Source organism: Bifidobacterium castoris (assembly GCF_003952025.1).
In the GTDB taxonomy this organism is placed as follows: Bacteria; Actinomycetota; Actinomycetes; order Actinomycetales; family Bifidobacteriaceae; genus Bifidobacterium; species Bifidobacterium castoris.
In genome coordinates, this window is record NZ_QXGI01000002.1 from 421377 (window position 1) to 445620 (window position 24244).

Sequence of the window (24244 nt, forward strand, 5' to 3'; positions counted from 1 at the left end):
GTTAACTAGGGTTGCGCACCGCGCTTCGCCGTGTGGGGCACGGCTCGACCGGCGCGCGCGTTCCTTGACGCCTACGGGTGATGAGAGGGTCCCGCATCGTCAAATAACCAAGTCAGGATACCTCCACCCATGGTCATCGGTGGCGTCCGCGGCGGCCGACGGCGTAACGGGGCCTCGCGGCACCACGCCGTGGGCGGATTATATAGTGTGAGATGGCATCGCCGTGGCCGTGCGAGCCGCGAAAGCCGCGGCGCACGCCGCACATCGACGAGGATCGATCACAAGGAGGGCTGCGATGTTCGTTCCGCGCTACTACGAGGACCCGTCCACGCTGCATGTGGGCTGCGAGCCGAACCGCGCGTATTTCATTCCGGCGAGCGGGGCGGTCGACACGAGCTTCGACCGGCGCGTATGCTCCGACCGTTTCCAGCTGCTCGACGGCGACTGGGCGTTCCGCTATTACGCGAGCATCCACGAGCTCGACGCCGAGGTCGCCGCGGCGAGCGCCGCCTACGACCCGATCTTCACCGACGTCGCGTTCAACCCCGGCGACGACTACACGCAGATCCCGGTGCCCTCGGTCTGGCAGATGCACGGCTTCGACCACAACCAGTACACGAACATCCGCTACCCGTTCCCCTTCGATCCGCCGTTCGTGCCGCAGGACAACCCGTGCGCCGTCTACCGCACGACCTTCGACTACGAGCCCGACGAGGCCGCGCCGCGCGCGTATCTGAACTTCGAAGGCGTCGACAGCTGCTTCTACCTGTGGCTCAATGGCGCCTTCGTCGGCTATTCGCAGGTCTCGCACGCGACGAGCGAGTTCGACGTGACCGACCTGGTCGAGGACGGCGAGAACACGATCGCCGTGCTCGTGCTCAAATGGTGCGACGGCAGCTACCTCGAGGACCAGGACAAGCTGCGCATGAGCGGCATCTTCCGCGACGTCTATCTGCTCAAACGCCCGACGCGGATGATCCGCGACTACTTCGTGCACACGGCGATCGACTTCGACGGCGGCCGGCGCACGGCGGTGACCGTCGACTTCGACGCCGGCTCGGGCGGCCTGCCCGGGCATGTGGCCGTCGCGGTCCTCGACGCCGACGGCGAGACCGTCGACGCCGCCGAGGCGCAGGTCGTCGACGCCGCCGACGCCGATGCGGCCGACGACGACGTGTTCACCGTCCGCGCACGCGCGAGGCTGACGATCCCCGCCGCGCGGCTGTGGAACCCCGAGGAGCCCTACTGCTACCGTCTCGTCATCGCCACCGACGACGAGACGATCACGTCGCCACTGAGCGTGTGCGAGGTGCGCGCCGCGCTCGGCGACGACGGCGTGCACGAGCGGATCGAGCTCAACCGCCGGCCGATCACGATCCACGGCATGAACCGCCACGACGCCGACCCGGACACCGGCTACGCCGTCACGCCGCAGCGTTTCAAGGAGGATTTGCTGCTGATGAAGCAGCACAACGTCAACGGCGTGCGCACAAGCCACTACCCGAGCGCGCCGTACTGCTACGACCTGTACGCCGAACTCGGCTTCCTCGTCGTCGACGAGGCCGACATCGAGGCGCACGGCGCCTACATGCTGCAGCACGGGCACGACGGCGACGGCGTCGACGACACGGCCGCGCTCGAAGGATGGAACGCGCGCATCGCCGACAACGAGGACTTCGCGCCGGCCATCCTCGACCGCGTGCGCCGCTGCGTTGAACGCGACAAGAACCACGGCTGCGTGCTGTTCTGGTCGCTCGGCAACGAATCCGCGTACGGCGTCGGCTTCGAACGCGCCGCCGCATGGGTCAAACGCTACGACACGTCGCGGCTGACGCATTACGAAAGCGCACGCTACGTCGAACACGACGGCCATGACCGCCACGACTACGACGCCATCGACGTGCACAGCCGCATGTATCCGTCGATCGACGAGATCGACGCCTATTTCGGCGCCGACGGCCCCCGCGGCGACGGCGCGGACGGCGAGGACGGCACGAAGGCCGGCGGCGTCGTCAAACCGTATCTGATGTGCGAGTTCTGCCATGCGATGGGCAACGGGCCGGGCGACCTCGAGGACTACTTCGAGGCGATCGAACGGCATCCGGGACTCGCCGGCGGCTACGTGTGGGAATGGTGCGACCACGCCGTCGACGCCGGCCGCACGCCGCAGGGCAGACGCGAATACCTGTACGGCGGCGACTTCGGCGACCGGCTCAACGACGGCAACTTCTGCGTCGACGGCATGGTCTCGCCCGACCGCACTCCGCACTCCGGCCTCGACGAATTCAAGAACGTGTTCCGCCCCGCACGCGTCGTCGCCGTCGCCCGTGACGGCGCCGACGTGCAGGTGACGCTGCGCAACCACCTCGACTTCACGACCTTGTCCGACCGTGTGCAGCTCATGTGGGAGCTGTACATCGACGGAGCGATGCGGGGATACGCGCTGTGCGACGACGAGGCGACCGCCGCCGCGCTGGCGATCGCCCCCGGCGCCGAAGGCACGCTGACGCTGCCGGGCATACCCGACCTGCGCGATATGGACGGCAAGGTCACGATCGTGCTGCGGTATCTGACGAAGGAGCCGATGTGGGGGATGGCGCCGCTTTTCGAACTCGGCTTCGACGAGATCGCCGTCGACGTGGCCGGCGGCGACGCGCGCAACCAGTGGGTCGCGCGCCAGCATGAGGAGATGCGCGCAGGCGATGAACGCGGCGCGACGATTCAGCTGCGGCGCGCAGGCACGTCGATCGTGCTCGAAGGCGCCGACTGGCGCTACGAACTCGACGTGCGCACCGGCCTGTTCTCACGGATGAGCTACCGCAACCACGCGCTGCTCGCGCAGCCGATGCGGATCGACGTCTGGCGCGCGCCGACCGACAACGACCAATACCTCCGGCGCGCATGGGAGCGCGCGCAGTACGACCACGCGAGCGCGCGCGCCTACGACGTGGCCGTGCGCACCGTCGCGTCGAGCGGCATCGCGCAACCCGAGGAAGGCTGCGCGATCGCGAACGAGGTCGACCCCGACGACGCGCGTCTCGCGCCGAGCGCCGTCGAGCTGCGCGTCTCGATGGGCGTCGTCGCGCCGAGCGTGCAGCCGATCGCGCACGTCGACGCCGTCTGGACCGTGCATGCCGACGGCTCGCTCGCATTGGCGATGGACGTCGCGCGCGACACGGCGTTCCCGTTCCTGCCGCGCTTCGGCATCCGCATGATGCTGCCCGCGTCGATGAGGAACGTCGTCTACTGCGGCTACGGGCCGAACGAAAGCTACGTCGACAAGCACCGCTCCGGCTGGCACGGCATCTTCGAGGGGACGCCGAAGACGCTGGCCGAACACGAGATCAGGCCGCAGGAGAACGGCAACCATCACGACTGCGACTGGGCGAGCGTCGGCGGCGACGGCGTCGCATTGGTCGTCCTGCGCGGCGACGGCGCCGAGGAGGCGCGCGGCTTCGACTTCCAGGCGCTCGAATACACGGCCGAGGAGATGACGCGGGCGCGGCACGACTTCGAACTCAAGCGCGCCGGCATGACCGTCGTCTGCGTCGACTACATGCAGTCGGGCATCGGCTCGAACAGCTGCGGGCCCGAACTGCTGCCGCAGTACCGGCTCGACGACGCGCGCTTCCGCTTCGTCGTCACATTGCGGCCGCAGACGGCCTGAGCGGCGTCATTCGGCATCCCCGTCGTCGCGTGCGGCGCGGATGCGGTCGCGTGCGCGCTCGCGGGCGAGCGGCGGCAGCGAATCCGGCCATGTCTCGCCGGCGCCCGCGTTGAGCGGCGTCGGATGGTCGATGATCGTCAGCGTCGCGGCGAGCGCGAGATGGTCGGTGCCGGGCACTTCGACCGCGCGCACGTCGGAGGCGGTCAGATAGTCGGTGAACAGCACATGGTCGAGCACGATGCGCGGCCACTTGATCCAACGTGGATAGGTCGGGCGCAGCCCGCGTGCGTCGGTGAGCGCCGCGTCGTGGAAGCCGGCGGCGAGCAGTTTGCGGAAGCTCGGATGGGGGATGCCCGAGTTGAAATCGCCCATGACGACGCAGATCGTCTCACGTTCGGACGGCTGCGCGGCGGAGGGCTGCGCGGTCTGCGCGTCCGCCGCGGTCGTGGCGGCGGCGTCGTGGCGGGCGGCGCGGTCGGCCGTCGCCGAATGCGCGGAGATGCCGGCCTGCACGAGGACGCCATCACGGGAGCCGTCCTTCTTGGCCGCCGCGGCCGCCGCACGGTTGGCCGCGTCGATCGCGGCGAGCGTCGGGTACTTTTCGCGAGGCTCGTCCTTCGGATGCGCGATCAATGCACGCAGGCCGATGATGCCCTCCGACCATGCGCGGCAGCCGCGCATCGGCGACTTCGGATGGGCGGACGCGAAGGTGATGTCGCGCGTCGACGAGAACGGGATCGTCATCGTCGGCACGTCGGCTGCCGGGATCGGCACGCCGGTCGGCGTGCTCGCCGATGGCTCGACGCGCATCCAGACGCCGTTGAAGCCGCCGTTGTCGGTCGGCAGCGCCTCGCCGAGCTCATGGTAGGGAAGCAGCGCGTTGAGGCCGGCGGCGTCGAGGCGCGCGACGAGGTCGTCGCTGAGCTCCTGCAGCGCGAGGACGGCGACGTCCTCGTCGCGCACAAGGCCGACGACCCTCTCGGCGTCGGCATGGCCGTATCGGCAGTTGAGCGTCAGCACGCGGAACTGGCCGTGGTCGGGATGCGATTTGCGCGGGCGGTCAGCGTTGGCCGTTGCGCCGTCCTCGCGCGCCTTGCGCTCGGCGAGACGTCGCGCGAGCGCGGCGGCCGTGTTCGGCGCCTTGATGCCGTTGAGCCAATAGGCGGATTGGCGCATCAGCGACGCGATGATCATGACGACGGCGCAGATCGCGAACGGCCACGCATGCAGACAGACGCTGACGATCGCGAGCGCGGTGAAGGGGATCCACAGGAAAGGCGTCAGCGCGATCAGATAGGGCAGCGGCTTGTGGCCGTCCCAGCCGGCGGGCAGCTCGGTGAGCGCGAGCCATGCGATCAGCACGATCAGCACGATCCACATCGCGATGAGCATGAAGGCACCTTTCTGTAGGGGATGTGCGGTACATCGAAAAGGCCGTGGCGGTCGGGCCACGGTCAAGAAAAAGGCGGCTGCTACTGGCAGCCGCCCCTCATGCGGACGGTCAGTTGCCGCCGAGCAGGCCGCCGAGGCCGCCGCCGAGATTCGGCGGGAGGTCGGCGCCGCCGAGCATCCCCTGCAGCTCGTCGGGCAGCTGCGGCGTCTTCGGCTTCTTGACGAAGGCCGAGCCGGAGGCGTTCGGCTTGCCGGACAGCCGTGCGCGCAACGCCTGCTCCTCGGCCTCGCGCTTCATCGGATTGCCGGACTTCGACGCGCCCTTCTTGCCTTTCTTGCCCTTCTTGGCGTTCTTGCGGGCCGAACCGCCGCCGAAGCCGCCCATCGAACCGAAGCCGGCCTTGTTGCTCATGCGCTTCATCATCTTCGAGGCCTGCTCGAAACGCTGCAGCAGCGCGTTGACGGCGGAGACGGTCACGCCCGAGCCGTAGGCGATGCGCGCGCGGCGCGAGCCGTCGATGATCTTCGGATTGCGGCGCTCCTCGGGCGTCATCGAACGGATGATCGCCTCGGTGCGGTCGATCTCGCGCTCGTCGAACTGCTCGAGCTCCTTGCGGTGCTGCGCCATGCCCGGGATCATGCCGAGCAGCGACTTCATCGAACCGAGCTTGCGCACCTGCTGCAGCTGCGCGAGGAAATCGTCGAGGCCGAAATCGCCCTCGGCCATCTTCTCGGCGGCCTTGCGCGTCTGCTCCTCGTCGAACTCACGCTGCGCCTGCTCGATGAGCGTCAGGATGTCGCCCATGTCGAGGATGCGCGAGGCCATGCGGTCCGGGTGGAAGACCTCGAAGTCCTTGAGGCCCTCGCCGTTCGACGCGAACAGGATCGGCTTGCCGGTCACCGACGCGACCGACAATGCGGCGCCGCCGCGCGCGTCGCCGTCGAGCTTCGAAAGCACGACGCCGGTGAAGTCGACGCCCTCGTCGAAGGCCTGCGCGGTGCGCACCGCGTCCTGGCCGATCATCGCGTCGATGACGAAGAGGATCTCGTCCGGCTGCACGGCGTCGCGGATGTCGCGCGCCTGCTTCATCAGCGTCTCGTCGACGCCGAGACGGCCCGCCGTATCGATGATGACGGTGTCGTAGAGCTTCTGGCGCGCGTACTCGATCGAATCGCGCGCGACCTTGACCGGATCGCCGTGCGTCTCGCCCGGCGCGGAGACCGCTTCGCCGCCGGCCGACTGCACGCCCTTCTCCGGCGCGTACACCGGCACGCCGGCGCGCTCGCCGACGACCTCGAGCTGCGTCACCGCGTTCGGACGCTGCAGATCGGCCGCGACGAGCAGCGGCGTATGGCCCGATTCCTTGAGCCAGTAGCCGAGCTTGCCGGCGAGCGTCGTCTTGCCGGCGCCCTGCAGACCCGCGAGCATGATGATCGTCGGCGGCGTCTTCGCGAAGTTGAGCGGACGGTCGACGCCCTGGCCGAGGATGTCGGTGAGCTCGTCGTTGACGATCTTGACGACCTGCTGGGCCGGGTTGAGCGCCTCGGAGACCTCGGCGCCGAGCGCGCGCTCGCGCACGCGCGCCGTGAACGAACGCACGACGTCGAGCGAGACGTCCGCGTCGAGCAGCGCGCGGCGGATCTCGCGGATCGTGCCGTCGATGTCGGCCTCGGAAAGCTTGCCTTTGCTCTTGAGATGCTTGAACGCGTTCGAGAGCCTGTCTGTAAGAGAACTGAATGCTGCCATAATGGCTACGATTCTACCGTGTTGAGGGGAAATCGTGCAGCTTGCGCACCGGAACCCCACAGCCATGCGCGCGTTCACTACACTGGTTGGAGCGCGACAGGTGAGGGCGGTCGCGCGTACGACGACGACGCGGCGCCATATGGCCCGACGAGGAGCGAGGAGGCGACATGCATCAGAAGAGAATCGAACAGCAGGCATTGAAGGTCGGCATCATCGTCAACATCGTCATGGTCGTCGCCGGATTCTTCGTGTTCTTCATCACCGGGCTCAAATCGATGTTCCTCGACGCGTCGTTCACCGTGATCTCGGTGATCTCGGGCGGCGTCGCGGCGTATCTGTCGAAGAAGACGGTGCGCGTGAGCGAACGCTTCCCGAACGGCATGTTCGCGCTCGAGCCGATCTACGCGATCTGCAAATCGATCTTCACGATCTGCCTGCTGCTGTTCTCGTTCCTCGACGTGCTGCGCGTCGCGATCGACTACTTCGCGTACGGCGAAGGGGAGCGGCTGAGCTTCGGGCCGGTCGTCATCTACCAGATCGCCGCCGTCAGCGTCTGCCTCGTGCTCGTGTGGTACTACCGCGCGCGCAATCGCTCGATCGGCGACGCGAGCCTGATGCTCAAGGCGGAGGCGAACGGCACGTGGATCGACGGCATGATCTCGCTCGGCATCGGCGTCGTCGCCGTGCTGCTGTTTTTCCTGCCCGACGGCACGCCCCTCGATTTCCTGCACTACACCGGCGACTTCTTCATCACGACGATCATCGTCGCGCTGACGGTCAAGGAACCGGTCGTCGTGCTGCGCGACGCCTTCGTCGAACTCGTCGGCGGCACGCACGACGACGAGGAGATCTCCGCGTTCGTCACACGCGAGGTCGAGGCGCATCTGCCGGCGCGCATCGTCATGGAGAAGCTCCACGTGTTCAAGACCGGCATGAACTTCGACGTCGACATCTTCATCGGCAGCACGCACGGCAGCGTGCGGATGGAGGAGCTGGTCGGCGCGCGGCGGGCGATCGAGAAGGCGCTCGAACCGAAGCTGCACATCGTCAACGTGGACTTCGTGTTCGAGTAAGCGGGGCGCGGCTGGATTTGTGGCTGTTGGCGGCTAGGTGCTAGCTGCCAACAGCCTTTTTTGTGCGCTCGCATGGACGTACGTGGCTAGTCACTAGACGTCAATGGTCATGATGGTGGGCTGTGATGGATGTGCGTGGCTAGCCGCTAGCCACGCACATCCATCACCGCGGCCCATTGCAGCTGTGTGTTGCTAGCCGGTAGCCATCGACGGCTATGACGGTGCGCTGTAGTGTTTCTGCGTCTGATACTGACCACACACGCCATGCCATCCACACGGCACGTTCTCTGCTACGGGTAGTGGAAAACGGCCCAAAGCTTGTTGTAAGTCGATAAATATGCACTACCCGTAGCTCAGGAGGCACTGCCCGTAGCGGGGAGGGGCTCTGCAGTCCCATCTGGGTGCTTTCTTGAAGCACAAATCATTTGTACAAATATTTTGTATAATGAGGTTGCGTGAAAGGAGAAGCGATGACGGAACAGCGAATGAAAGTGGATGACGGGCCGGCGCCCGCGGAGTCGGAGGAGGCGCTCAAGTGCATGGCGCATCCGGCTCGCATGCGGCTGCTCGGCGCACTGCGGGTCGGTGGCGTGCAGACGGTCGGTGAGCTCAGCGCCGCCACCGGTGAGGCGCCGGGCGCGGTGAGTTACCATCTTGCGCAGCTCGCGAAAGTCGGGCTTGTCGAAAAAGCGGTGTCGCCAGATGGAGACAAACGCAAAAGCTACTGGAAATCATGCCATCATGCGACAAATGTGCGACCGGACAGTGCGGACGCAGACGTCATCGACGCGTTCAGCCGCACGGCGGCGCTCACCTACCAAATGGCGTATGAGCGGTTCCTCGACGTGCTGCCCACACTGCCGCAGGAGTGGGAGCAGACGTGCGGTGCGAACGACCGCGTGCTGCGGCTCACCGCGGAGGAGACACGTGCGATGGTGGAAGACCTCAACGCGGTGATGCGCAAATGGGAACAGTTGAGCGATGCCCGCAGAGTGGCTATCGAACGTGACGCTGGCGCCGACGCAGACGACGATACCGCCGTTGAACCGGTCGCCGTAGTGCAGCAGGTGTTCCGATGGGTGCCGTGACCGAGGCGCCCGCCATGCGCCGCTCGTTCTGGCGCGCGCCGAATTACGCCGCTTGGTTCACCGCGGACACGGCATCCGCCGCAGGTGGGTCGCTCCGTGCGCTCGCCGTGAGCCTCGCCGGATACGCGGTCTCCGGGTCGACGGCCGCCGCAGGCTGGCTCGGCACTGCCGCGCTCATCGCGCAGCAGGCGGCGAGCGTGTTCGGCGGCACGTTCGTCGACCGCCATGAGCGTCGCACGCTGATCGTCGTCAACGCGGCGATCGGTGTGTGCGCATGGGGGAGTGTGGCGGCGCTGCTCGCGGCGCGCATGCTCACCTACCCGCTGCTGCTCGTGATTGCCACGCTTGGTTCTGCGGTCAGCGGCTTTCTTGGTAGTGCGACCGACGCGATGCTCCGCTCGATCATCGGCGTGCGCGACTACCCGAAAGCGCTCAGTCTCAACCGCGGGCGCGATGCGACAATCAACATCGCCGGCAATCCCGTCGGCGGATTCCTCTACGGCGTCGCGCCCTGGTTGCCGTTTCTTGTGACGGCGTGCCTGTATGCGCTTTCCGGTGCGGCCGCGCGGCGCATACGCACGCCGCGTAAGGCGCATGCGCCCGCCACGCGGCCGTCGTTCTTCGGCGACTTTGTGGGTGGATGGTCGTGGTCGCTGCGCAAACCGCTGCTTGTGACGGTCATGATTGCGGCGGCGGTGCTCAATTATGGTGTCAACGGCGTCGAATATGCGATTCAGCTGCATCTGATGCAGCTCAACACGAATGCGACGCTCATCGGCGCCATAGGCAGCGGCATCGCCGCGATGATGCTCGTCGGCGCATTCACCGCCGCGCGGTTGAGCGACCGCGTGCCGGTCGGCGGCTGTATATGCGCCGGCTTCATATTCCTGTGCGCGTGCATCGCGCCCATGCTGTTCGCGTACGGACCTGGCGTATCGCGTGGCGCATCGTATGCGCTTGTGTTCGTGGCGAATTCGGTGATGGGCCTGCCGTTCCCGATCATCGATGCGCTGCTGCTCGGGTTTGTGTATGCGAAGGCTCCCACATCGATGCAGGGCAGAATCGCCGTCTCGCTCACGGTGCCTGCGCAGGCCCTCTCCGCATTCTCCAGTGCGAGCGCAGGCACACTGCTGCCCGCGCTGGGATTCCGCGGCACGGTCGCGGTGTTTCTTGCCGCGCTTGTGTGCTCCACCACGGTTGTGCTGTGCAGTGCGCGCATCCGCCGCATCCCGCGCGCCGACGGCTGGGACACGGCGGAACTGTAGGTGGATGGCTTAATCGTCATGCATGCGCTTGGCGGCCTCTTGATATACATATCCATCGTCACGGATGTCGATCACGATGACAATCATCTGCGTGGCGGTGCGCTCCAATCGATATACCACGCGCACTCCGTCGTTGCGTAGCTTGATTTTCAATAAGCCGCTGAGGTCGCTGACATTGTGGTGTCCAAGGGGTTTGCCATAGCCGCCTTCCTATTGTGGGAGAGGATTGGTGGCGCCTTTACGAAGTGCTTTGTGGATGTGGCTTTTAGTCGGTTCTTTGATTTTGCGTAGATCGCGAACAGCTTTATCGGTGAAGGTTATGGTCCAAGTCATTCGAATTCTGGTTCGTATCCATCATCAACGGGTCGATAATCCTCTCCGAAGGCTTCGTCCATGGTGTACCGCTTGCCGTTGTCGTGCTCCACACGATCTTTTGCGAGTATGTACAGCTCGTAGTCTTCTGCGATCTCGAGCAGACGCGTATAGTCCTCTGGTGTGATGATGACCGCCGCGGGTTTGTTGTTGCGCATGATAATGGCCGGTTGGTCGTTCTTCACTGCATTGATGGTTCGGCTTGCGCCTCCATGGTTCAGTGTGGAAATCGGAACAATACTGTCGAGCAGATGGGACGTTTTCAAGATGCTCACCCCTTTTCCATATGCCTAGTATACAGATTGTGCTACCAATTCGTATTCCATAAAAGAGATGATCACAATAGTGTCGCTGCGGGAATGAAGCAAACGGCGGCGCCCTCAGGCAGAGAGGGTGCCGCCGCTGTATGGTGCAGAAATGGTGTGTTCGGTCAGTCGAGGGACCAGGTCGAGCCGTTGGGGCCGTCTTCGATTGTGATGCCGAGGGCTGCAAGGTCGTCGCGGATCTTGTCCGCGGTCGCGAAGTCCTTCGCCTTGCGGGCGGCGGTGCGTGCCTCGAGCTGCGCGTCGATCAACGCGTCGAGCGTCGCGCGCGCCTTGTCGTCACCGCCGTCGATCCACGGTTCGGCGAGCGGGTCGAGGCCGAGCGTATCGAGCATCGCGCGCACGTTGACGAGCGCCGTGCGCAGCGCGTCGCGCTTATGGCCGTCGGCGTCGAGATCGGCGATCAACGTGTTTCCGGCGCGCAGCTGCGTGAAGATGGCGGCGGTTGCACGTGAAACATTGATGTCGTCGTTCATTGCGGCGACGAAGTCCACCGGCAGCTCGTCGGCGGTCACGGACGTGATCTCGTCGCGCGACGGCTGCTCGCCGAGCGCGTCGCCGGCGTGCTCGATGAAGTTCATGACGCGGTCGTAGGCGGCCTGCGCCTCGGCGAGCGTCTGATCGGACCACTCGAGCATCGAACGGTACTGGACCGAGCCGAGCGCATAGCGCACGACCCATGCGGAGTGCTCGGCGAGCACGACCGGCACCGAAAGGCCGTTGCCGAGCGACTTGCTCATCTTCTCGCCCTTCGCCGTCACCCACGCCGAATGCATCCAGCGGTTCGCAGTGCGGTAGCCGGCGGCGCGCGTCTGCGCCATCTCGTTCTCATGGTGCGGGAAGCGCAGGTCGAGCCCGCCGCCGTGGATGTCGAACATGCCGTCGAGGTAGCGGTAGCTCATCGCCGAGCATTCGATATGCCAGCCGGGGCGTCCGGTGCCGAACGGCGTCTTCCAGCGCGCGTCGGCGGGGTCGGTCGGCTTCGGACGCTTCCACAGCGCGAAATCGCGCGGGTCGCGCTTGTCTTCGGACAGGTCGGCCGGATCGACCGGGTTGTACTTGTCCTCGCCGGTCATGTCGACCGACGGCCCCATGCGGTCGGCGACGGCGGCTGCCTCGTCGACCTCGGTCGTCTGCTTCTGGTGCGTCAGCTCGCCGTAGTGCGGCCACGACGCGACGTCGAAGTAGACGTCGCCGGTCAGCTCGCCGCGCTCGTCGCGGATGACGTAGGCGTGGCCGTTGTCGATGATGCGCTCGATCAGATGGATCATGTCCATGATGTGACCGGTCGCGCGCGGTTCGTAGGTCGGCGGCAGGACGCCGAGCCTGTTGTACGCGTCGGTGAACTCCTGCTCGTAGTGGTAGGCGCGCGCCCACCAGCGCTGGCCGGCGGCGGCCGCCTTGTCGAGGATCTTGTCGTCGATGTCGGTGACGTTGCGGATGAACGTGACACGGTAGCCGAGCTTGAGGAACCAGCGGCGGATGACGTCGAAGGCGACGCCGGCGCGGATGTGGCCGATGTGCGGCGAGCTCTGCACCGTCGCGCCGCATACGTAGATGCCCACGTTGCCCGGTCGGATCGGCTCGAAACGGCTGATCGCATGCGACGCCGTGTCGTAGAGCCTCAGGTCGACGGCCGCGTTCGCGACGCCGCCGTCGCCGGCCATCAGCGTCTCGGTGAACTGCGGGTCCTGAAAAGTGCCGGAAGTATTGGCATTGCTTGCTTCGTGGGAATGCTCGGTCATGGTTCGAGCGTATTGCGTTTTGTAGACAAGCGGCATGCGGGCGCGGACGGGCGTCAGACAACCTCCGGTGAAGGTATCTCGGCCGGGAAGGAGCATTTTCTCCGTTATGGGCAGGTATACCGCCCGAACAGGGCCAACTGCCGGCAGGTATACCCGGCGCCTCCGGAGAAAATGCTCCTTCTAAGCCGGGATGCCCTCGGATGACGTCCGAGAAGCGTCCGCGTGGCACCCTGGACCGTCCGAAGGAGCCACGCAGACCACCGTCACTGGCCCATCTGTTCGGACAGGTCGAGCCATTCGGCCTCGAGGCCGTCCGATTCCGCCGTCAATGCCTGCAGCTGCCCGTTGAGTTCGTTGAGACCGGCATAGTCGCTTGGATTATGCGCCGCCATCTGCTGCTCAAGTGCCTCCTTCTGCGTTTCGAGCTTCTTGAGCTTGCGTTCGATCGCCGCGACGCGACGCGCCGCGTCCGCATACGCCTTGCCGCTGAGCTTCGGTTCGCTCGGCGCCGCGCCGGCGGCCGCATCCTCGTCCTTGACGGTGTCCACGTCGACGGTCGGATCGGCCGCGCCCGCGGCCGTGTTCATGCCGAGCGGATCCTCGCCGCGGCGCAGCGCGTCGACGATGTCCAGATAATCCTGCACGCCGCCGGGCAGATGCCGGATCTTGCCGCCGATCAATGCGAACTGCTCGTCGGTGACGCGTTCGAGCAGATAGCGGTCGTGGCTGACGACGATGAGCGTGCCCGGCCACGTGTCCAGCAGATCCTCCATGACGGCGAGCATGTCGGTGTCCAGATCGTTGCCCGGCTCGTCCATGATGAGCACGTTCGGCTCGTCGAGCAGGATCAGCAGCAGCTGCATGCGGCGCTTCTGGCCGCCGGACAGATCGCGGATCGGCGTCATCAGCTGCGCCGCCTCAAAGCCGAGCCGCTCCATCAGCTGCCCCGGCGTGACCTCCTTGCCGTCGACGATGTAGCTCGGCTTGTAGCGGCTGAGCACTTCCTTGACCTTGTACTTGCCGAGCTTCTCGAGTTCGTCGAGCCGCTGCGAAAGCACCGCGAACTTGACGGTCTTGCCGATGTTCACATGGCCGGCAGTCGGCGTCAACGTGCCGTCGAGGATCTTGAGCAGCGTCGATTTGCCGGCTCCGTTCGCGCCGACGATGCCGAAGCGGTCGCCCGGGCCGATCAGCCACGTCACGTCGTCGAGGATCTCGCGGCCGCTCACCGTCAGCTCGACGGCCGCCGACGTCACATCCGACGCCGTTTCGTCCTTCGTTTCGCCGCGCGTGCCGCGCAGCGCATTGATCTCGCCGGCCGGCTCACGGTGCGTGAGCCCATGCGCGGCGGCGACCTGCGCCGCACGCGAGCCGAAGGCCGACTTCAGGCGCGGGTCGTCGGCGTCGTCGACGGCGATCGTCACTTCGCCGAAGGCCTGCGGCTCGCTGACCATCGGCTCGACGACATCCACCGTCGACGCCGACTTCGCGCTCGCCGCGAGCGCCGCCGCGTCCGGGTCGATGTCCGCGTACGCGCCCTGCTCGCGGTCGAAGATCTGCGTGACGTCCACGAGGTCGACGACCTGCTTGCCGAGCCGGGATGTCGCCATCTGCTTGAGCTCGAGCGTGTTGCGCATCGGCGGGACGTCGGCGATGAGTTCGCGTGCGGCCTTCACATGGAACTTCTGCTTCGTCGAGCGCGCGCGTGCGCCGCGCGACAGCCATGCGAGCTCCTTGCGCGCGAGGTTGCGGCGTTTCGTTTCGCGCACGTCGGCCTGACGGTCGCGTTCGACGCGCTGCAGCATGTATGCGCTGTAGCCGCCTTCGAAGGGTTCGATCTCGCCGTCATGCACTTCCCACATCGATTCGCAGACCTCGTCGAGGAACCAGCGGTCGTGCGTGACGAGCAGCAGCGCGCCGGTGCCTTTCGGCCAGCGGTTCTTGAGATGTTCGGCGAGCCAGTGGATCGTCACGACGTCGAGGTGGTTCGTCGGTTCGTCGAGCGCGAGGATGTCCCAGTCCTTGAGCAGCAGCCGTGCGAGGTCGGCGCGCCGGCGCTGGCCGCCGGAGAGCGTGCCGATCTTCGCGTCGAGGTTGAGGCCGCCGAGCAACGCCTCGACGATTTCGCGCGTCTGCGTCTGCGCCGCCCATTCGTAGTCGTCGCGGCCTTCGAGCGCGGCCTGGCGCAGCGTCGCGTCGTCGTCGAGTTCGTCGCGCTGCCCGAGGACGCCAAGGGTGAGGCCGTTGCGGCGGCTCACGCGGCCCGAGTCGGGCGTCTGTTCGCCGTCGAGCAGATGCAGCAGCGTCGATTTGCCGTCGCCGTTGCGGCCGACGATGCCGATGCGGTCGCCTTCGAAGACGCCCTGCGTGACGTCGGTGAAGATGGTTTTCGTTGCGAAGGAAAGGGAGACGTGTTCCAGTCCCAGATCAAAAGTCGGCATAGGGAACACTGTAACGATGGCGCGGTAAATCGGCGGTGCGCGGTCCGTCGTCGGCGTCGCCGCGCACGTCGTCCGGCGTATTCAGCGCATCAATGTGGAGGCATAGGTGTTGCAGCGGGCGGCGAAACCGGAGAAGACCTGTTCGGCGAGCGGCTGCAGCTGCGGATTGCAGGCCGCGTACTGTTCGCGCACCTGCGACTTCGAGCCGCCGGACGCCTTGAGCTGTTTGACCATGAGCGGCTCTTCGAGCCATTCCTCGAGCAGCTGCGGCGTCACTTCGAGGTGGAACTGCATGCCCAGGGCGGAACCGAAGCGGAAGGCCTGCACTTTCGCGGCGCCGGAGCGGGCGAGCAGGGTGGCGCCGTCGGGCAGTGTGACGCAGTCGTTGTGCCATTGCAACACGTCGAGTTCCTTGTTCCACATCGCGAAGTAGTCGTGGCGCTCGACGCGTTTGATCGGCCGCACGCCGATCTCCGGGTCGTTGTTCGTCTTGAGCTTCGCGCCGAGCGCGGTCGCGATGATCTGGTGGCCGAGACACACGCCGAGCACCGGCTTGCCGACGCTGATCGCGGCGCGCACGAGCTTGCCTTCCGCCTTCAGCCCGGGGTAGTGGTTGTAGTCGGTCGCGGACATCGGGCCGCCCATGACGACGACGCCGGCGACCTCATCGAAGTCGGGCATGTCCGGCTTCTTTTTCTTCGCGATGGTTAACGTCTGGGTCGGCAGATTGATCTCTTCAAGTTCGGTCTGGATGCGTCCTGGCTTCTCCCAAGCAGCGTGCTGCAGAATAAGGACTTCCGGTTGTGTCATGCCTCCCATTGTGCCATCGGCCCTGACTTGCCGGCGCAGGCCGCTGCTGTGCGTTGTTCTGCGCGCACGGATGGCGCCGGTGTGCGCCGGTGTGCGCCGGCGCGACGCAGCCAGCGAACATATGCGCACCGTGGGACGCTGTACGGTGCGTCGGCGTCCCGCTGTGCGTATGGGTGCGCGGTCCGGGACGCGGGGCGGTGTGCTGGCGTCCGGTTGCGCGTACGGATGCGCGGTCCGGGACGCGGGGCGGTGTGCTGGCGTCCGGTTGCGCGTACGGATGCGCGGTCCGGGACGCGGGGCGGTGTGCTGGCGTCCGGTTGCGCGTACGGATGCGCGGTGTGGGACGTGGAACAGCTGGTTGGTGTCCCGCTGCGCGTACGGATGCGCGGTGCGGGACGCGGGATATGCGATGTGGGGTGGAGGATCCGCGCGGATCCTCCACCCCACATCGGGAAGCTGTTGTGTCAGCGGCCGGTGATCTCCGAGCCGATGACCTTTTCGCTCATCGCGCGCGGCCCACGGCTCATCGCGACGGCGCCGGAACGCACAAGCTCGATGATGCCGTAATGGTCGAGCAGGCCGAGCAGCGCGTCGATCTTGCCGCCGGCGCCGGTGGCCTCGATCGTCAGCGACTCCGGGTTGACGTCGACGACGCGCACGCGGAAGAGGCGCACGATCTCAAGGACGTCGGAGCGGTTGGATTCGTCGGCGGCGACCTTGATGAGCACGAGCTCGCGTTCGACCGTCGTCTCCGGATCGAGGTCGACGATCTTGAGCACATGCAGCAGCTTGTTGAGCTGCTTGATGATCTGCTCGAGCGGCACCTCGTCCACTTCCGCCGTCACGGTGACGCGGGAGATGTCGGGGCGTTCCGTCGGCGAGACGGACAGCGAATTGATGTTGAACGCGCGGCGCGCGAACAAGCCGGCGATGCGCGCGAGCACGCCCGGACGGTTCTCCACGAGCACGGACAGGGTGTGGCGCTTGGATCCCGGCTGGGATGCTGGATACGATGCCATGGCGGTGCTCCTCTCAGTTCTCTTCGTTCTCGTCGGCTGTCGCTGCGGCTGCGTCGTCCGTGTCGTCGGCGTCATCCAGCCGCACGTCGCCGGTCGGGTTGAGCAGCGGCTTGATGCCCGGCATGTAGGTGACGTTGTTGTTCGAATCGCCGGCCGCGACCATCGGCCACACCATCGCGTCCTTCCACACATGGAAGTCGATGAGCACCGGACGGTCGTTGATTTCATTGGCCTTGCGGATGCATTCGATGGCCTCTTCCTTCGTGCGCGCGCGCAGACCCACGCAGCCGTAGGCCTCGGCGAGCTTGACGAAGTCGGGGCAGCCGACGAGACCCGTCTCGTCCTCCTTGTGCAGAATCGTGGCCGAGTAGTGCTTGCCGTAGAACAGCGTCTGCCACTGGCGCACCATGCCGTACACCGAGTTGTTGAGCAGCGCGATCTTGATCGGCGTGCCGTCGAGGAAGGCCGTCGCGAGTTCCTCGCTCGTCATCTGGAACGAGCCGTCGCCGTCGATGAGCCACACCGGCTTGTCGCCGTTGAAGTATCGCTGCGAGCCGACCGCCGCGCCGATCGCCGCCGGCAGCCCGAAGCCCATCGTGCCGAGACCGCCCGAGGAGATCCACTGATGCGGCTTGCGGAACTTGATGAGCTGCGTCGCCCACATCTGATGCTGACCGACGCCGGAGACCCAGATTGTGTTCGGATCGGCGGCCTCGGAGAGCTGCTCGACGACCCACTGCGGCGCGAGCGTGCCGTCCGTCGGCTCCTCGTAGCGCACCGGATACTGTTCGACCCACTTGTCGAGCATCTTCCACCAGCTGCTCAGGTCGGGCTTGCCGTATTCGGCGTGCAGCTGTTCGATCTGCGGGATCAGCGCCTGGAGCACCGTCTTCACGTCGCCGACGATCGGCACGTCGGCGGTGCGGTTCTTGCCGATCTCCGCCGGGTCGATGTCGATGTGGATGACGCGCGCGCCGGGGGCGAAGGCGTCGAGCTTGCCGGTGACGCGGTCGTCGAAGCGCGCGCCGATCGCTACGAGCAGGTCGGAGCGCTGCACGGCGCCGGTCGCCGCGATCGTGCCGTGCATGCCGAGCATGCCGAGCACGGCCGGATCGTCGTCGGAGACGATGCCGCGCGCCGGCAGCGTCGTGACGATCGGCGCGCCGGTGAGGTCGGAGAGCGCCTTGATCTCGGCGCCCGCGTCGGAACGCATGGCGCCGCCGCCGACGTAGAGCACCGGGCGGAACGAGCGCTGGAACAGCTTTGCGGCCGTCGTCAGCACGCGGCCGTGCGCTTCGGTCGTCGGATTGTAGCCGGGCAGGATCATGCGCTGCGGCCAGCTGTAGTACATCTCCTCGTTCTGCGCGGTCTTCGTCAGGTCGACCACGACCGGGCCGGGGCGGCCGGAACGCGCGATGTAGTGCGCCTCGGCGAGCACGCGCGGCACGTCCTGCGCGCTCGTGACGAGATACGAATGCTTGGAGACCGGGTACGTCGCGCCGACGATGTCCGCCTCCTGGAACGCGTCGGTGCCGATCGAGTTGACGCCGACCTGCCCGGTGATGACGATCATCGGGATCGAATCCATGTTCGCGTCGGCGATCGCCGTGATGACGTTCGTCGCGCCGGGACCCGACGTGACGATGCACACGCCGACCTCGCCGGTGGCGACGGCGTAGCCTTCGGCTGCATGGCCGGCCGCCTGCTCATGCCGCGCGAGGATGAAGCGGAAGCCGGTGTCCTCGTTGATGGCGTCGTAGACGGGCAGGATCGCGCCACCGGGAACGCCGAAGACGTCTTTGACACCCAGATCCTCAAGCGTGCGGACAAGCGCCTGAGCGCCCGTCATCTTTTCGCCTTCAGTGACCGCATGCTTCTGGTGGGCGGCGGCGGATTTCGTCACGCCGCTGAACGCCTGCAGGGGTGTAGGTGACACTGCTGATCCCTCCCTTTTTCCTAAGTGGTGTCTGCTGGTTGTCCACGTCATCCTACTGGAAGACGGCAGTGTCACCGCAGGCATGACCGAATGATGAATGCTTTTTCGGACAGTCGGAGAAGTCGGGGAGGGGGCGCGTCGCCCGGCGATCGTCGCGGGTGCGGATCGCGTCTGTCATGTTCGCGAACGACGCCGTTCGCGAACACCACCGCCGTGGATTGCACCCGCGCGGTTCGCCGGCGTCGCGGTTCGCCGGTGCGCGATCAGTCGGCTTCAGCTTCGGCGTCGGCGTCGGCCGTGGCGGCGTCGAGGTTCTTCCACGCCTGTTCGGCGGCGGCGAGCTGCGCCTTGCGCTTGCTCGTGCCGCGGCCGATGCCGATGACGTCGTCGCTGTCGCCGAGCATCGCGCGCGCCGTGAACTGCTGCGCGTATTCGGGGCCGCCGACCGACATCTGGTAGCGCGGCTCGCCCAGTCCCAGCTGATGTGCCTTCACGGTGAGCGACGTCTTCCAATCGAGCGCCGGGCCCTCGCTTGCGACCTCGGCGAGCGTGTCGTCGATGAGGCGGTGGACGACCTCGCGTGCGCCGTCGATGCCGTATTCGACGAAGGTCGCGCCGATCAACGATTCGACGATGTCGCATAGGATCGAGCTCTTCTCGGCTCCTCCGTGCTCCATCTCGCCGTGGCCGAGCAGGATGTACGGGCTCGCGTCGAGTTTCGTGCGCGCGATCGCGGACAGCGCCTCCTCGGAGACGGCCTTCGCGCGGATCTTCGCGAGCTGCCCTTCGGTCATGTCCGGATGGGCGGTGAACAGCGTCTCGGTGACGACGAGTTCGAGGACGGCGTCGCCGAGGAACTCGAGACGCTCGTAGTTCTTCGCGTCGGGATGCTCATGGGAGAAGGAACGGTGGGTGAGGGCCTCGACGAGCAGGTCTGGCTGCAGCGTCGTGCCGAGTGCCTCAAGCAGCGGATGCGCGGGGTTCGGGTCGTCGATGGTTACGGTCACATGGTTGGTCATGTCTGCCATAGTAGTCGGCGGCGCGTGCGGAGCGGTGCGCGGCGGATGGCGCATCCGGGCGCGGGGCGTACGAAAAAACGCCCCGCCACCCGTCGATGGCAGAGCGTTTTCCGTTATATGCGTTATCGAAGATCCGCGACTCAGCGAGAGTAGGTGCTGCGGATGGCCTCGCGATAGACGCGACCGCGGTAGGAGCCGCAGGTCGGGCAGGCCATGTGAGCCATCGTCGGAGCGCCGCAGTTCGGGCAGCTGATCGTCGGGACGGCCTTGGTCTTCCAGTTAGCGCGGCGCGAACGCGTGTTGGCGCGCGACATCTTGTACTTTGGCAGTGCCATAGTTTGTTTCCTCTATTCGATCGAACAATTGAGCTTAAGCGTTCAGAAGTTTAACGCATCGGCCGTACAAACGCGGCGCGCGGCCGCCGCGGGCCGCGCGGCCGCTCAGTTTTCGCCCGCCGGCACGTCCCCGTCCGCATCGCCCTCGGCGGCTTCGAGCTGCGCCTTGAGCGCCTCGAGCCCGGCGAAGCGGATGTCGGTCGTCTCGTGATGGTGGTCGGGATGCTCGTTGAGGTCGACGCCGCACTGCGGGCACAGACCCTTGCAGTCGGGGCGGCACAGCGGCTGCAGCGGAAGCGCGTCGACGAAGGTGTCGCGGATCAGCGCCTCGAGGTCGGCGAAGGAGCCGTTGTCCATCAGCGGATAGACGTCCTCGGCCTCGTCCTCGCCGGCGATGATCTCGACGTCATCGTCCTGCTCGCCGCCTTTGCCGCCTTTGGGCTCCGTCTGCTGCTCCTCGTAAGGGAAGAACGCCGTCACCCGCTCGCTCCAGTCGTCGTTGAGCGGCGTGTCGCAGCGCGAGCACACGGCGTGCACCGGCGCGGTGAAGGTGCCGGTGAAGATGAGCCCGTCGACGATCGAGTCGAATTGTCCGTCGACGTGGACGTCGGCGCCCTCCTTGATGCCGACGATGCTGTCGCCGATGCCCGACGGGGCCGGGAAGGTGCGGTCGAGCGGCATCTGCTGCCCCGCGTGGGAGCCGACCTGCGCGACCGGCACCGTCCAATCCGTGTACTGCACGCGTGCCATGCGTTCCTCTTTTCTTTTCTTTTCCTTGGTTTCCTTGGTTTCGCCGTCTTCGTTGTCCGTCATCGGCGGAATCCGTCCGTTCCGGCCAATCGCCGATCCGCGGTGATTATTCCAGCGCGCGGTCCGCGGCGTCCGGCCGCCGGGCCGTCACGACTGCGGGTAGTCGTCGTCGGAGACGTGCGGCACGTTCTGCGCGGCCTTCTGCTGGCGGTCCTCGAGCACCTGCAGGCCGCTGGCGACATCCCGCTTGAGCTTGTCGAGCTGCTCCTGCAGATCGTTCATGACGCCGATGCAGTAGCGGTCGGCGCCCTGCGTCAGATGGTCGGAGGTGTGCTGCGCCTTGTTGAGCATCTGCGTCGCCTTCTCGCGCGCCAGCTGTGTGATGTTCTCCTGGCTCGTCAGGAACTGCACCTGGTCGTTCGCGTCACGGATCATGTCGGCGGCGCGGCTCTGCGCCGAGGTGATGATCACGTTAGCCTGCGACTGCGCGCCCTCGAGGCGGCGTTCCGCCTCGCGCATCAGCGCGGACGCGCGCTCGAGCTGCACCGGCAGCATCGCCTTGAGCGACTGCAGCTGGTCAAGGAAGTCCTCGCGGTCGATCTTCACGAGCGTCGGCGAGAACATCGTGCCCTTCGCCTCGTTGAGCGTGCGCTCCATCGCGTCGATCGTGTCGTAGACGGTCGTGAACTCCTCCTGCTCGCGCGACGGCTGCTGTGCGTCGGCGTGCGGATTGTCGCGCAGGTCGGGCAGGTCGCCCATGTTGAAGGGCGTATGGCCCCCCGTATTCGCCGGCGTGTGCTCGTCGGTGTCGTCTACCGGTGTCTCGTCCGTCATATTCGTCCTTCCTCGATGCGTGGGTTCGCGGCCGTCCGTCAGTCGCGCTCCGTCCTGAGCGCGACGTTGAGCTTCTCGATGACGTAATCGGGGACCATGCCGCGCACGTCGCCGCCGTGCCGTGCGACGTCCTTGACGACGGAGCTCGAGATGTGCTCAAGCACCGGGTCGGCGGGCAGGAACATCGTCTCGATGTCGGCGAGCTTGCGGTTGACGAGCGCCATGCCCAGTTCGGCCTCGTAATCGCCGTTCTGCCGCAGCCCCTTGACGATGACGGTCGCGCCGACCCGCTTGCAGTAGTCGGTGATCAGGCCGTCGGTGGAACTCACGACGATGTTCGTCGCCTCGTCCCCGAGGGTGTGGCGGATGATGTCGACGCGTTCCTCCTCGGTGAACAGCGGCGTCTTCGCGGCGTTCACGGCGACGACGACGTGCACTTCGCCGAACAGGCGCGCGCAGCGCCGGATGACGTCGAGGTGGCCGTCGGTGATCGGATCATATGATCCGGGGCATACAGCAATAGTCATACGTATAAGAGTAGCGAAACGTAAAGCGTTCGGCCCGCGTTTCACGAAAAAGACGACGGGAATGCGCATGGGGCGCACGCGGTTGGACGGGCGCAGGCGCATGTCGTCGATGCACATGGGCGCATGCGCTATCATGGACGCACTGCACACGGCACTGGGCGCGCACCGGATGCGTCATGGGCGCGCCGCGCGGGCGGACGCGGATGGGCGCGCCGCGGAACGGAGAACATCATGGAAGCAGCAATCGAACAGCTTGAACAGTTCGCACAGTCGAGGAACGCGGGGGGAGTCGGCGAGGCCGATCCGCTCACGCAGACCGAACCGGACACGGGCGCCGGCACGACCGTGCTCGAACGGCCGGTCGAAGAGGAGCAGACTCAGCGCAGCGACAACGGCGACGCCGACCGCTTCGCGCATTACGTCTCCAGGGAGCGCATCGAGGAGTCGCGGCTGACCGGCAGGCCGGTCGTCGCGCTGTGCGGCAAGGTGTGGGTGCCGAAGCGCAACCCGGCGGATTATCCGATCTGCCCTGAGTGCAAGCGCATCTACTCGGAATACGGCGGAGCGCAGTTCTAAGCTCCAAAGGTCGATGTCCGGACGGTGCCCCCTCCCGACGGCGATGAGTCGGCATATCGCCGCGGTCATCGCCGTCGGGAAGGGGGCACCGTCCGCTTTTCATAGGGCCGTCATAGCGACAGCGAGTCGATGCGCGCGAGCTCGTCGTCGGTGAAATCGGTGTTGGCGAGCGCGGCGAGGTCGTCGAGTAGCTGGGCGGGGCGCGAGGCTCCGACGAGCACCGTCGTCACCGCCGGATCGTGCAGCAGCCATGCGAGCGACATCTCGGCGAGCGACTGGCCGCGCTGCGCCGCCAGCTCGTTGAGCCCACGGATGCGCCGCAGACGGTCGTCGGTGAGCGCGCTCGCCTGCAGGAAGCGGCCGTCGCGCCCGATGCGGCTGTCGGCGGGGATGCCGTTGAGGTAGCGGTCGGTGAGCAGGCCCTGGTCGAGCGGAGAGAAGGTGACGAGGCCCTTGCCGAGGCGCGCGCCGGTCTCCTTGAGCCCGTTGCGCTCGATCGTGCGGTCGAAGATGTTGTAGCGGTTCTGGTTGACGATGAACGGCACATGCAGGTCGGCGAGGATGCCCATCGCGCGTTCCATCGTCGGGCCGTCGTAGTTCGACAGGCCCACATAGAGCGCCTTGCCGCTGCTGACGGCCGTGGCGAGCGCGCCCATCGATTCCTTGAGAGGCGTGTCCGGGTCCATGCAGTGGTGGTAGAAGACGTCGACGTAGTCGAGGCCGAGGCGGGCGAGCGAGGCGTCGAGGCTGCTCAGCAGGTATTTGCGGCTGCCGCCGCGGCCGTAGGGTCCGTTCCACATCTCGAAGCCGGCCTTCGTCGCGATGACGAGTTCGTCGCGGTGAGCGGACAGGTCGGAGCGCAGGATGCGGCCGAAGTTGCGCTCGGCGGCGCCGGGTTCCGGTCCGTAGTTGTTGGCGAGATCGAAGTAGGTGACGCCGTTGTCGAAGGCCGTGCGGATCGTGGCGCGCATGTTCGCCAGCGGCGTGTCGTCGCCGAAATTATGCCACAGGCCGAGCGCGATGCGCGGCAGCTTGAGGCCGCTGACGCCGCAGCGGCGGTACTCCATCGATTCGTAGCGCGTCGGATCGGGTGTATAGACGTCGGTGGGTTCGAACATCGTGACCTCGCTGTCTGGCTGTTTGTTGATAAGGCTGCACCCATTGTAGCGACGTCCCATGGCGCCCGTGCGCCGGCGGCATTCCGTGGGCGGGTCCACCCAAATACCGCCGTTTGCGGCTGTGGCGGCGCCCGTTTATAGGTGCGCTCACCTAGAGAATGCCGTTTCTAACGGAGGCGGTGGCGGCTGTTTGTGGGTGCGGTCACC

Annotated in this window: 18 protein-coding genes and 2 pseudogenes; 5 read left to right on the forward strand and 15 right to left on the reverse strand. The window is 66.3% G+C overall.

The window, feature by feature from the left end; all coding sequences use genetic code 11:
- The first annotated feature begins 295 nt into the window (after positions 1 to 295).
- Positions 296 to 3667 (forward strand): glycoside hydrolase family 2 TIM barrel-domain containing protein, encoded by a 3372-nt coding sequence (locus D2E22_RS03960; protein WP_126031809.1) that lies wholly within the window; start codon positions 296 to 298, stop codon positions 3665 to 3667.
- A 6-nt stretch (positions 3668 to 3673) separates the two neighbouring features.
- Here D2E22_RS03960 and D2E22_RS03965 read toward each other — a convergent pair whose 3' ends face one another.
- The gene (locus D2E22_RS03965; protein ID WP_164518404.1) at positions 3674 to 5059 is read right to left on the reverse strand and encodes an endonuclease/exonuclease/phosphatase family protein; all 1386 of its coding nucleotides are present in this window, start codon (positions 5057 to 5059) and stop codon (positions 3674 to 3676) included.
- 109 nt (positions 5060 to 5168) lie between these two features.
- On the reverse strand, positions 5169 to 6806 hold the full coding sequence (gene ffh / locus D2E22_RS03970) for a signal recognition particle protein (RefSeq protein ID WP_126031810.1): 1638 nt from the start codon (positions 6804 to 6806) through the stop codon (positions 5169 to 5171).
- 167 nt (positions 6807 to 6973) lie between these two features.
- Here ffh and D2E22_RS03975 point away from each other — a divergent pair, with 167 nt between their 5' ends.
- From D2E22_RS03975 to D2E22_RS03985, 3 genes are all read left to right on the forward strand, one after another.
- A complete protein-coding gene (locus tag D2E22_RS03975; RefSeq protein ID WP_126031811.1) occupies positions 6974 to 7879 on the forward strand; it encodes a cation transporter in 906 nt (301 codons plus the stop codon).
- Positions 7880 to 8334: 455 nt separating this feature from the next.
- Positions 8335 to 8967: an ArsR/SmtB family transcription factor gene (locus D2E22_RS03980; RefSeq protein WP_241218163.1), complete on the forward strand. Its 633-nt coding sequence runs from the start codon at positions 8335 to 8337 to the stop codon at positions 8965 to 8967.
- Positions 8955 to 10232, forward strand: a complete 1278-nt coding sequence (locus D2E22_RS03985) for an MFS transporter (protein ID WP_206431343.1) — start codon at positions 8955 to 8957, stop codon at positions 10230 to 10232. The genes D2E22_RS03980 and D2E22_RS03985 overlap by 13 nt, the downstream gene beginning before the upstream one ends.
- A 329-nt stretch (positions 10233 to 10561) precedes the next feature.
- On the opposite strand, the gene D2E22_RS03995 is transcribed toward D2E22_RS03985, so the two are convergent.
- The 12 genes and pseudogenes from D2E22_RS03995 to coaD form a co-directional block, all read right to left on the reverse strand.
- The gene (locus D2E22_RS03995) at positions 10562 to 10879 is read right to left on the reverse strand and encodes a type II toxin-antitoxin system Phd/YefM family antitoxin (protein WP_241218164.1); all 318 of its coding nucleotides are present in this window, start codon (positions 10877 to 10879) and stop codon (positions 10562 to 10564) included.
- A gap of 155 nt (positions 10880 to 11034) precedes the next feature.
- Positions 11035 to 12594, reverse strand: a complete 1560-nt coding sequence (cysS, locus tag D2E22_RS04000) for a cysteine--tRNA ligase (protein ID WP_420897237.1) — start codon at positions 12592 to 12594, stop codon at positions 11035 to 11037.
- 341 nt (positions 12595 to 12935) lie between these two features.
- Positions 12936 to 13937 (reverse strand): annotated as a pseudogene (locus tag D2E22_RS10965) (ATP-binding cassette domain-containing protein); the annotation flags it as partial.
- Positions 13938 to 14048: 111 nt separating this feature from the next.
- Positions 14049 to 15113: pseudogene (locus tag D2E22_RS10970) on the reverse strand (ABC-F family ATP-binding cassette domain-containing protein); the annotation flags it as partial.
- 81 nt (positions 15114 to 15194) lie between these two features.
- Entirely contained in the window at positions 15195 to 15923 is a 729-nt protein-coding gene (locus D2E22_RS04010) for a type 1 glutamine amidotransferase (protein WP_126031814.1), read from the reverse strand.
- A 464-nt stretch (positions 15924 to 16387) separates the two neighbouring features.
- Positions 16388 to 16942, reverse strand: a complete 555-nt coding sequence (gene ilvN / locus D2E22_RS04015) for an acetolactate synthase small subunit (protein ID WP_126031815.1) — start codon at positions 16940 to 16942, stop codon at positions 16388 to 16390.
- Positions 16943 to 16955: 13 nt separating this feature from the next.
- The gene (locus tag D2E22_RS04020; protein ID WP_126031868.1) at positions 16956 to 18929 is read right to left on the reverse strand and encodes an acetolactate synthase large subunit; all 1974 of its coding nucleotides are present in this window, start codon (positions 18927 to 18929) and stop codon (positions 16956 to 16958) included.
- A gap of 212 nt (positions 18930 to 19141) precedes the next feature.
- Positions 19142 to 19897: a ribonuclease III gene (rnc, locus tag D2E22_RS04025; RefSeq protein ID WP_126031816.1), complete on the reverse strand. Its 756-nt coding sequence runs from the start codon at positions 19895 to 19897 to the stop codon at positions 19142 to 19144.
- 140 nt (positions 19898 to 20037) lie between these two features.
- The gene (gene rpmF, locus D2E22_RS04030) at positions 20038 to 20232 is read right to left on the reverse strand and encodes a 50S ribosomal protein L32 (protein WP_095613000.1); all 195 of its coding nucleotides are present in this window, start codon (positions 20230 to 20232) and stop codon (positions 20038 to 20040) included.
- 105 nt (positions 20233 to 20337) lie between these two features.
- On the reverse strand, positions 20338 to 20982 hold the full coding sequence (locus D2E22_RS04035; RefSeq protein WP_126031869.1) for a YceD family protein: 645 nt from the start codon (positions 20980 to 20982) through the stop codon (positions 20338 to 20340).
- A gap of 147 nt (positions 20983 to 21129) precedes the next feature.
- Positions 21130 to 21816 carry an ATP synthase subunit B family protein gene (locus D2E22_RS04040; protein ID WP_241218165.1) on the reverse strand — a complete coding sequence of 229 codons (687 nt, stop codon included), beginning with the start codon at positions 21814 to 21816 and terminating at the stop codon, positions 21130 to 21132.
- 38 nt (positions 21817 to 21854) lie between these two features.
- Positions 21855 to 22343, reverse strand: coding sequence for a pantetheine-phosphate adenylyltransferase (coaD, locus tag D2E22_RS04045; protein WP_126031817.1), 489 nt, complete (start codon positions 22341 to 22343; stop codon positions 21855 to 21857).
- Positions 22344 to 22574: 231 nt separating this feature from the next.
- On the opposite strand from coaD, the gene D2E22_RS04050 reads away from it, so the two are divergent.
- Positions 22575 to 22919: a DUF3039 domain-containing protein gene (locus tag D2E22_RS04050; protein WP_126031818.1), complete on the forward strand. Its 345-nt coding sequence runs from the start codon at positions 22575 to 22577 to the stop codon at positions 22917 to 22919.
- Between the two features lie 110 nt (positions 22920 to 23029).
- Here the strand turns inward: D2E22_RS04050 and D2E22_RS04055 are convergent, their stop codons facing one another.
- A complete protein-coding gene (locus D2E22_RS04055) occupies positions 23030 to 24037 on the reverse strand; it encodes an aldo/keto reductase (protein ID WP_126031819.1) in 1008 nt (335 codons plus the stop codon).
- Positions 24038 to 24244: the final 207 nt, after the last annotated feature.

What these genes read in the sequence shown, in the direction of transcription:
- D2E22_RS03960 (WP_126031809.1), top strand. Translation starts at nt 296, where the DNA reads ATGTTCGTTCCGCGCTACTACGAGGACCCGTCCACGCTGCATGTGGGC.
- D2E22_RS03965 (WP_164518404.1), bottom strand. Translation starts at nt 5,059, where the DNA reads ATGCTCATCGCGATGTGGATCGTGCTGATCGTGCTGATCGCATGGCTC.
- ffh (WP_126031810.1), bottom strand. Translation starts at nt 6,806, where the DNA reads ATGGCAGCATTCAGTTCTCTTACAGACAGGCTCTCGAACGCGTTCAAG.
- D2E22_RS03975 (WP_126031811.1), top strand. Translation starts at nt 6,974, where the DNA reads ATGCATCAGAAGAGAATCGAACAGCAGGCATTGAAGGTCGGCATCATC.
- D2E22_RS03985 (WP_206431343.1), top strand. Translation starts at nt 8,955, where the DNA reads ATGGGTGCCGTGACCGAGGCGCCCGCCATGCGCCGCTCGTTCTGGCGC.
- cysS (WP_420897237.1), bottom strand. Translation starts at nt 12,594, where the DNA reads ATGGCCGGCGACGGCGGCGTCGCGAACGCGGCCGTCGACCTGAGGCTC.
- D2E22_RS04010 (WP_126031814.1), bottom strand. Translation starts at nt 15,923, where the DNA reads ATGACACAACCGGAAGTCCTTATTCTGCAGCACGCTGCTTGGGAGAAG.
- ilvN (WP_126031815.1), bottom strand. Translation starts at nt 16,942, where the DNA reads ATGGCATCGTATCCAGCATCCCAGCCGGGATCCAAGCGCCACACCCTG.
- D2E22_RS04020 (WP_126031868.1), bottom strand. Translation starts at nt 18,929, where the DNA reads ATGACGTGGACAACCAGCAGACACCACTTAGGAAAAAGGGAGGGATCA.
- rnc (WP_126031816.1), bottom strand. Translation starts at nt 19,897, where the DNA reads ATGACCAACCATGTGACCGTAACCATCGACGACCCGAACCCCGCGCAT.
- rpmF (WP_095613000.1), bottom strand. Translation starts at nt 20,232, where the DNA reads ATGGCACTGCCAAAGTACAAGATGTCGCGCGCCAACACGCGTTCGCGC.
- D2E22_RS04035 (WP_126031869.1), bottom strand. Translation starts at nt 20,982, where the DNA reads ATGGCACGCGTGCAGTACACGGATTGGACGGTGCCGGTCGCGCAGGTC.
- D2E22_RS04040 (WP_241218165.1), bottom strand. Translation starts at nt 21,816, where the DNA reads ATGACGGACGAGACACCGGTAGACGACACCGACGAGCACACGCCGGCG.
- coaD (WP_126031817.1), bottom strand. Translation starts at nt 22,343, where the DNA reads ATGACTATTGCTGTATGCCCCGGATCATATGATCCGATCACCGACGGC.
- D2E22_RS04050 (WP_126031818.1), top strand. Translation starts at nt 22,575, where the DNA reads ATGGAAGCAGCAATCGAACAGCTTGAACAGTTCGCACAGTCGAGGAAC.
- D2E22_RS04055 (WP_126031819.1), bottom strand. Translation starts at nt 24,037, where the DNA reads ATGTTCGAACCCACCGACGTCTATACACCCGATCCGACGCGCTACGAA.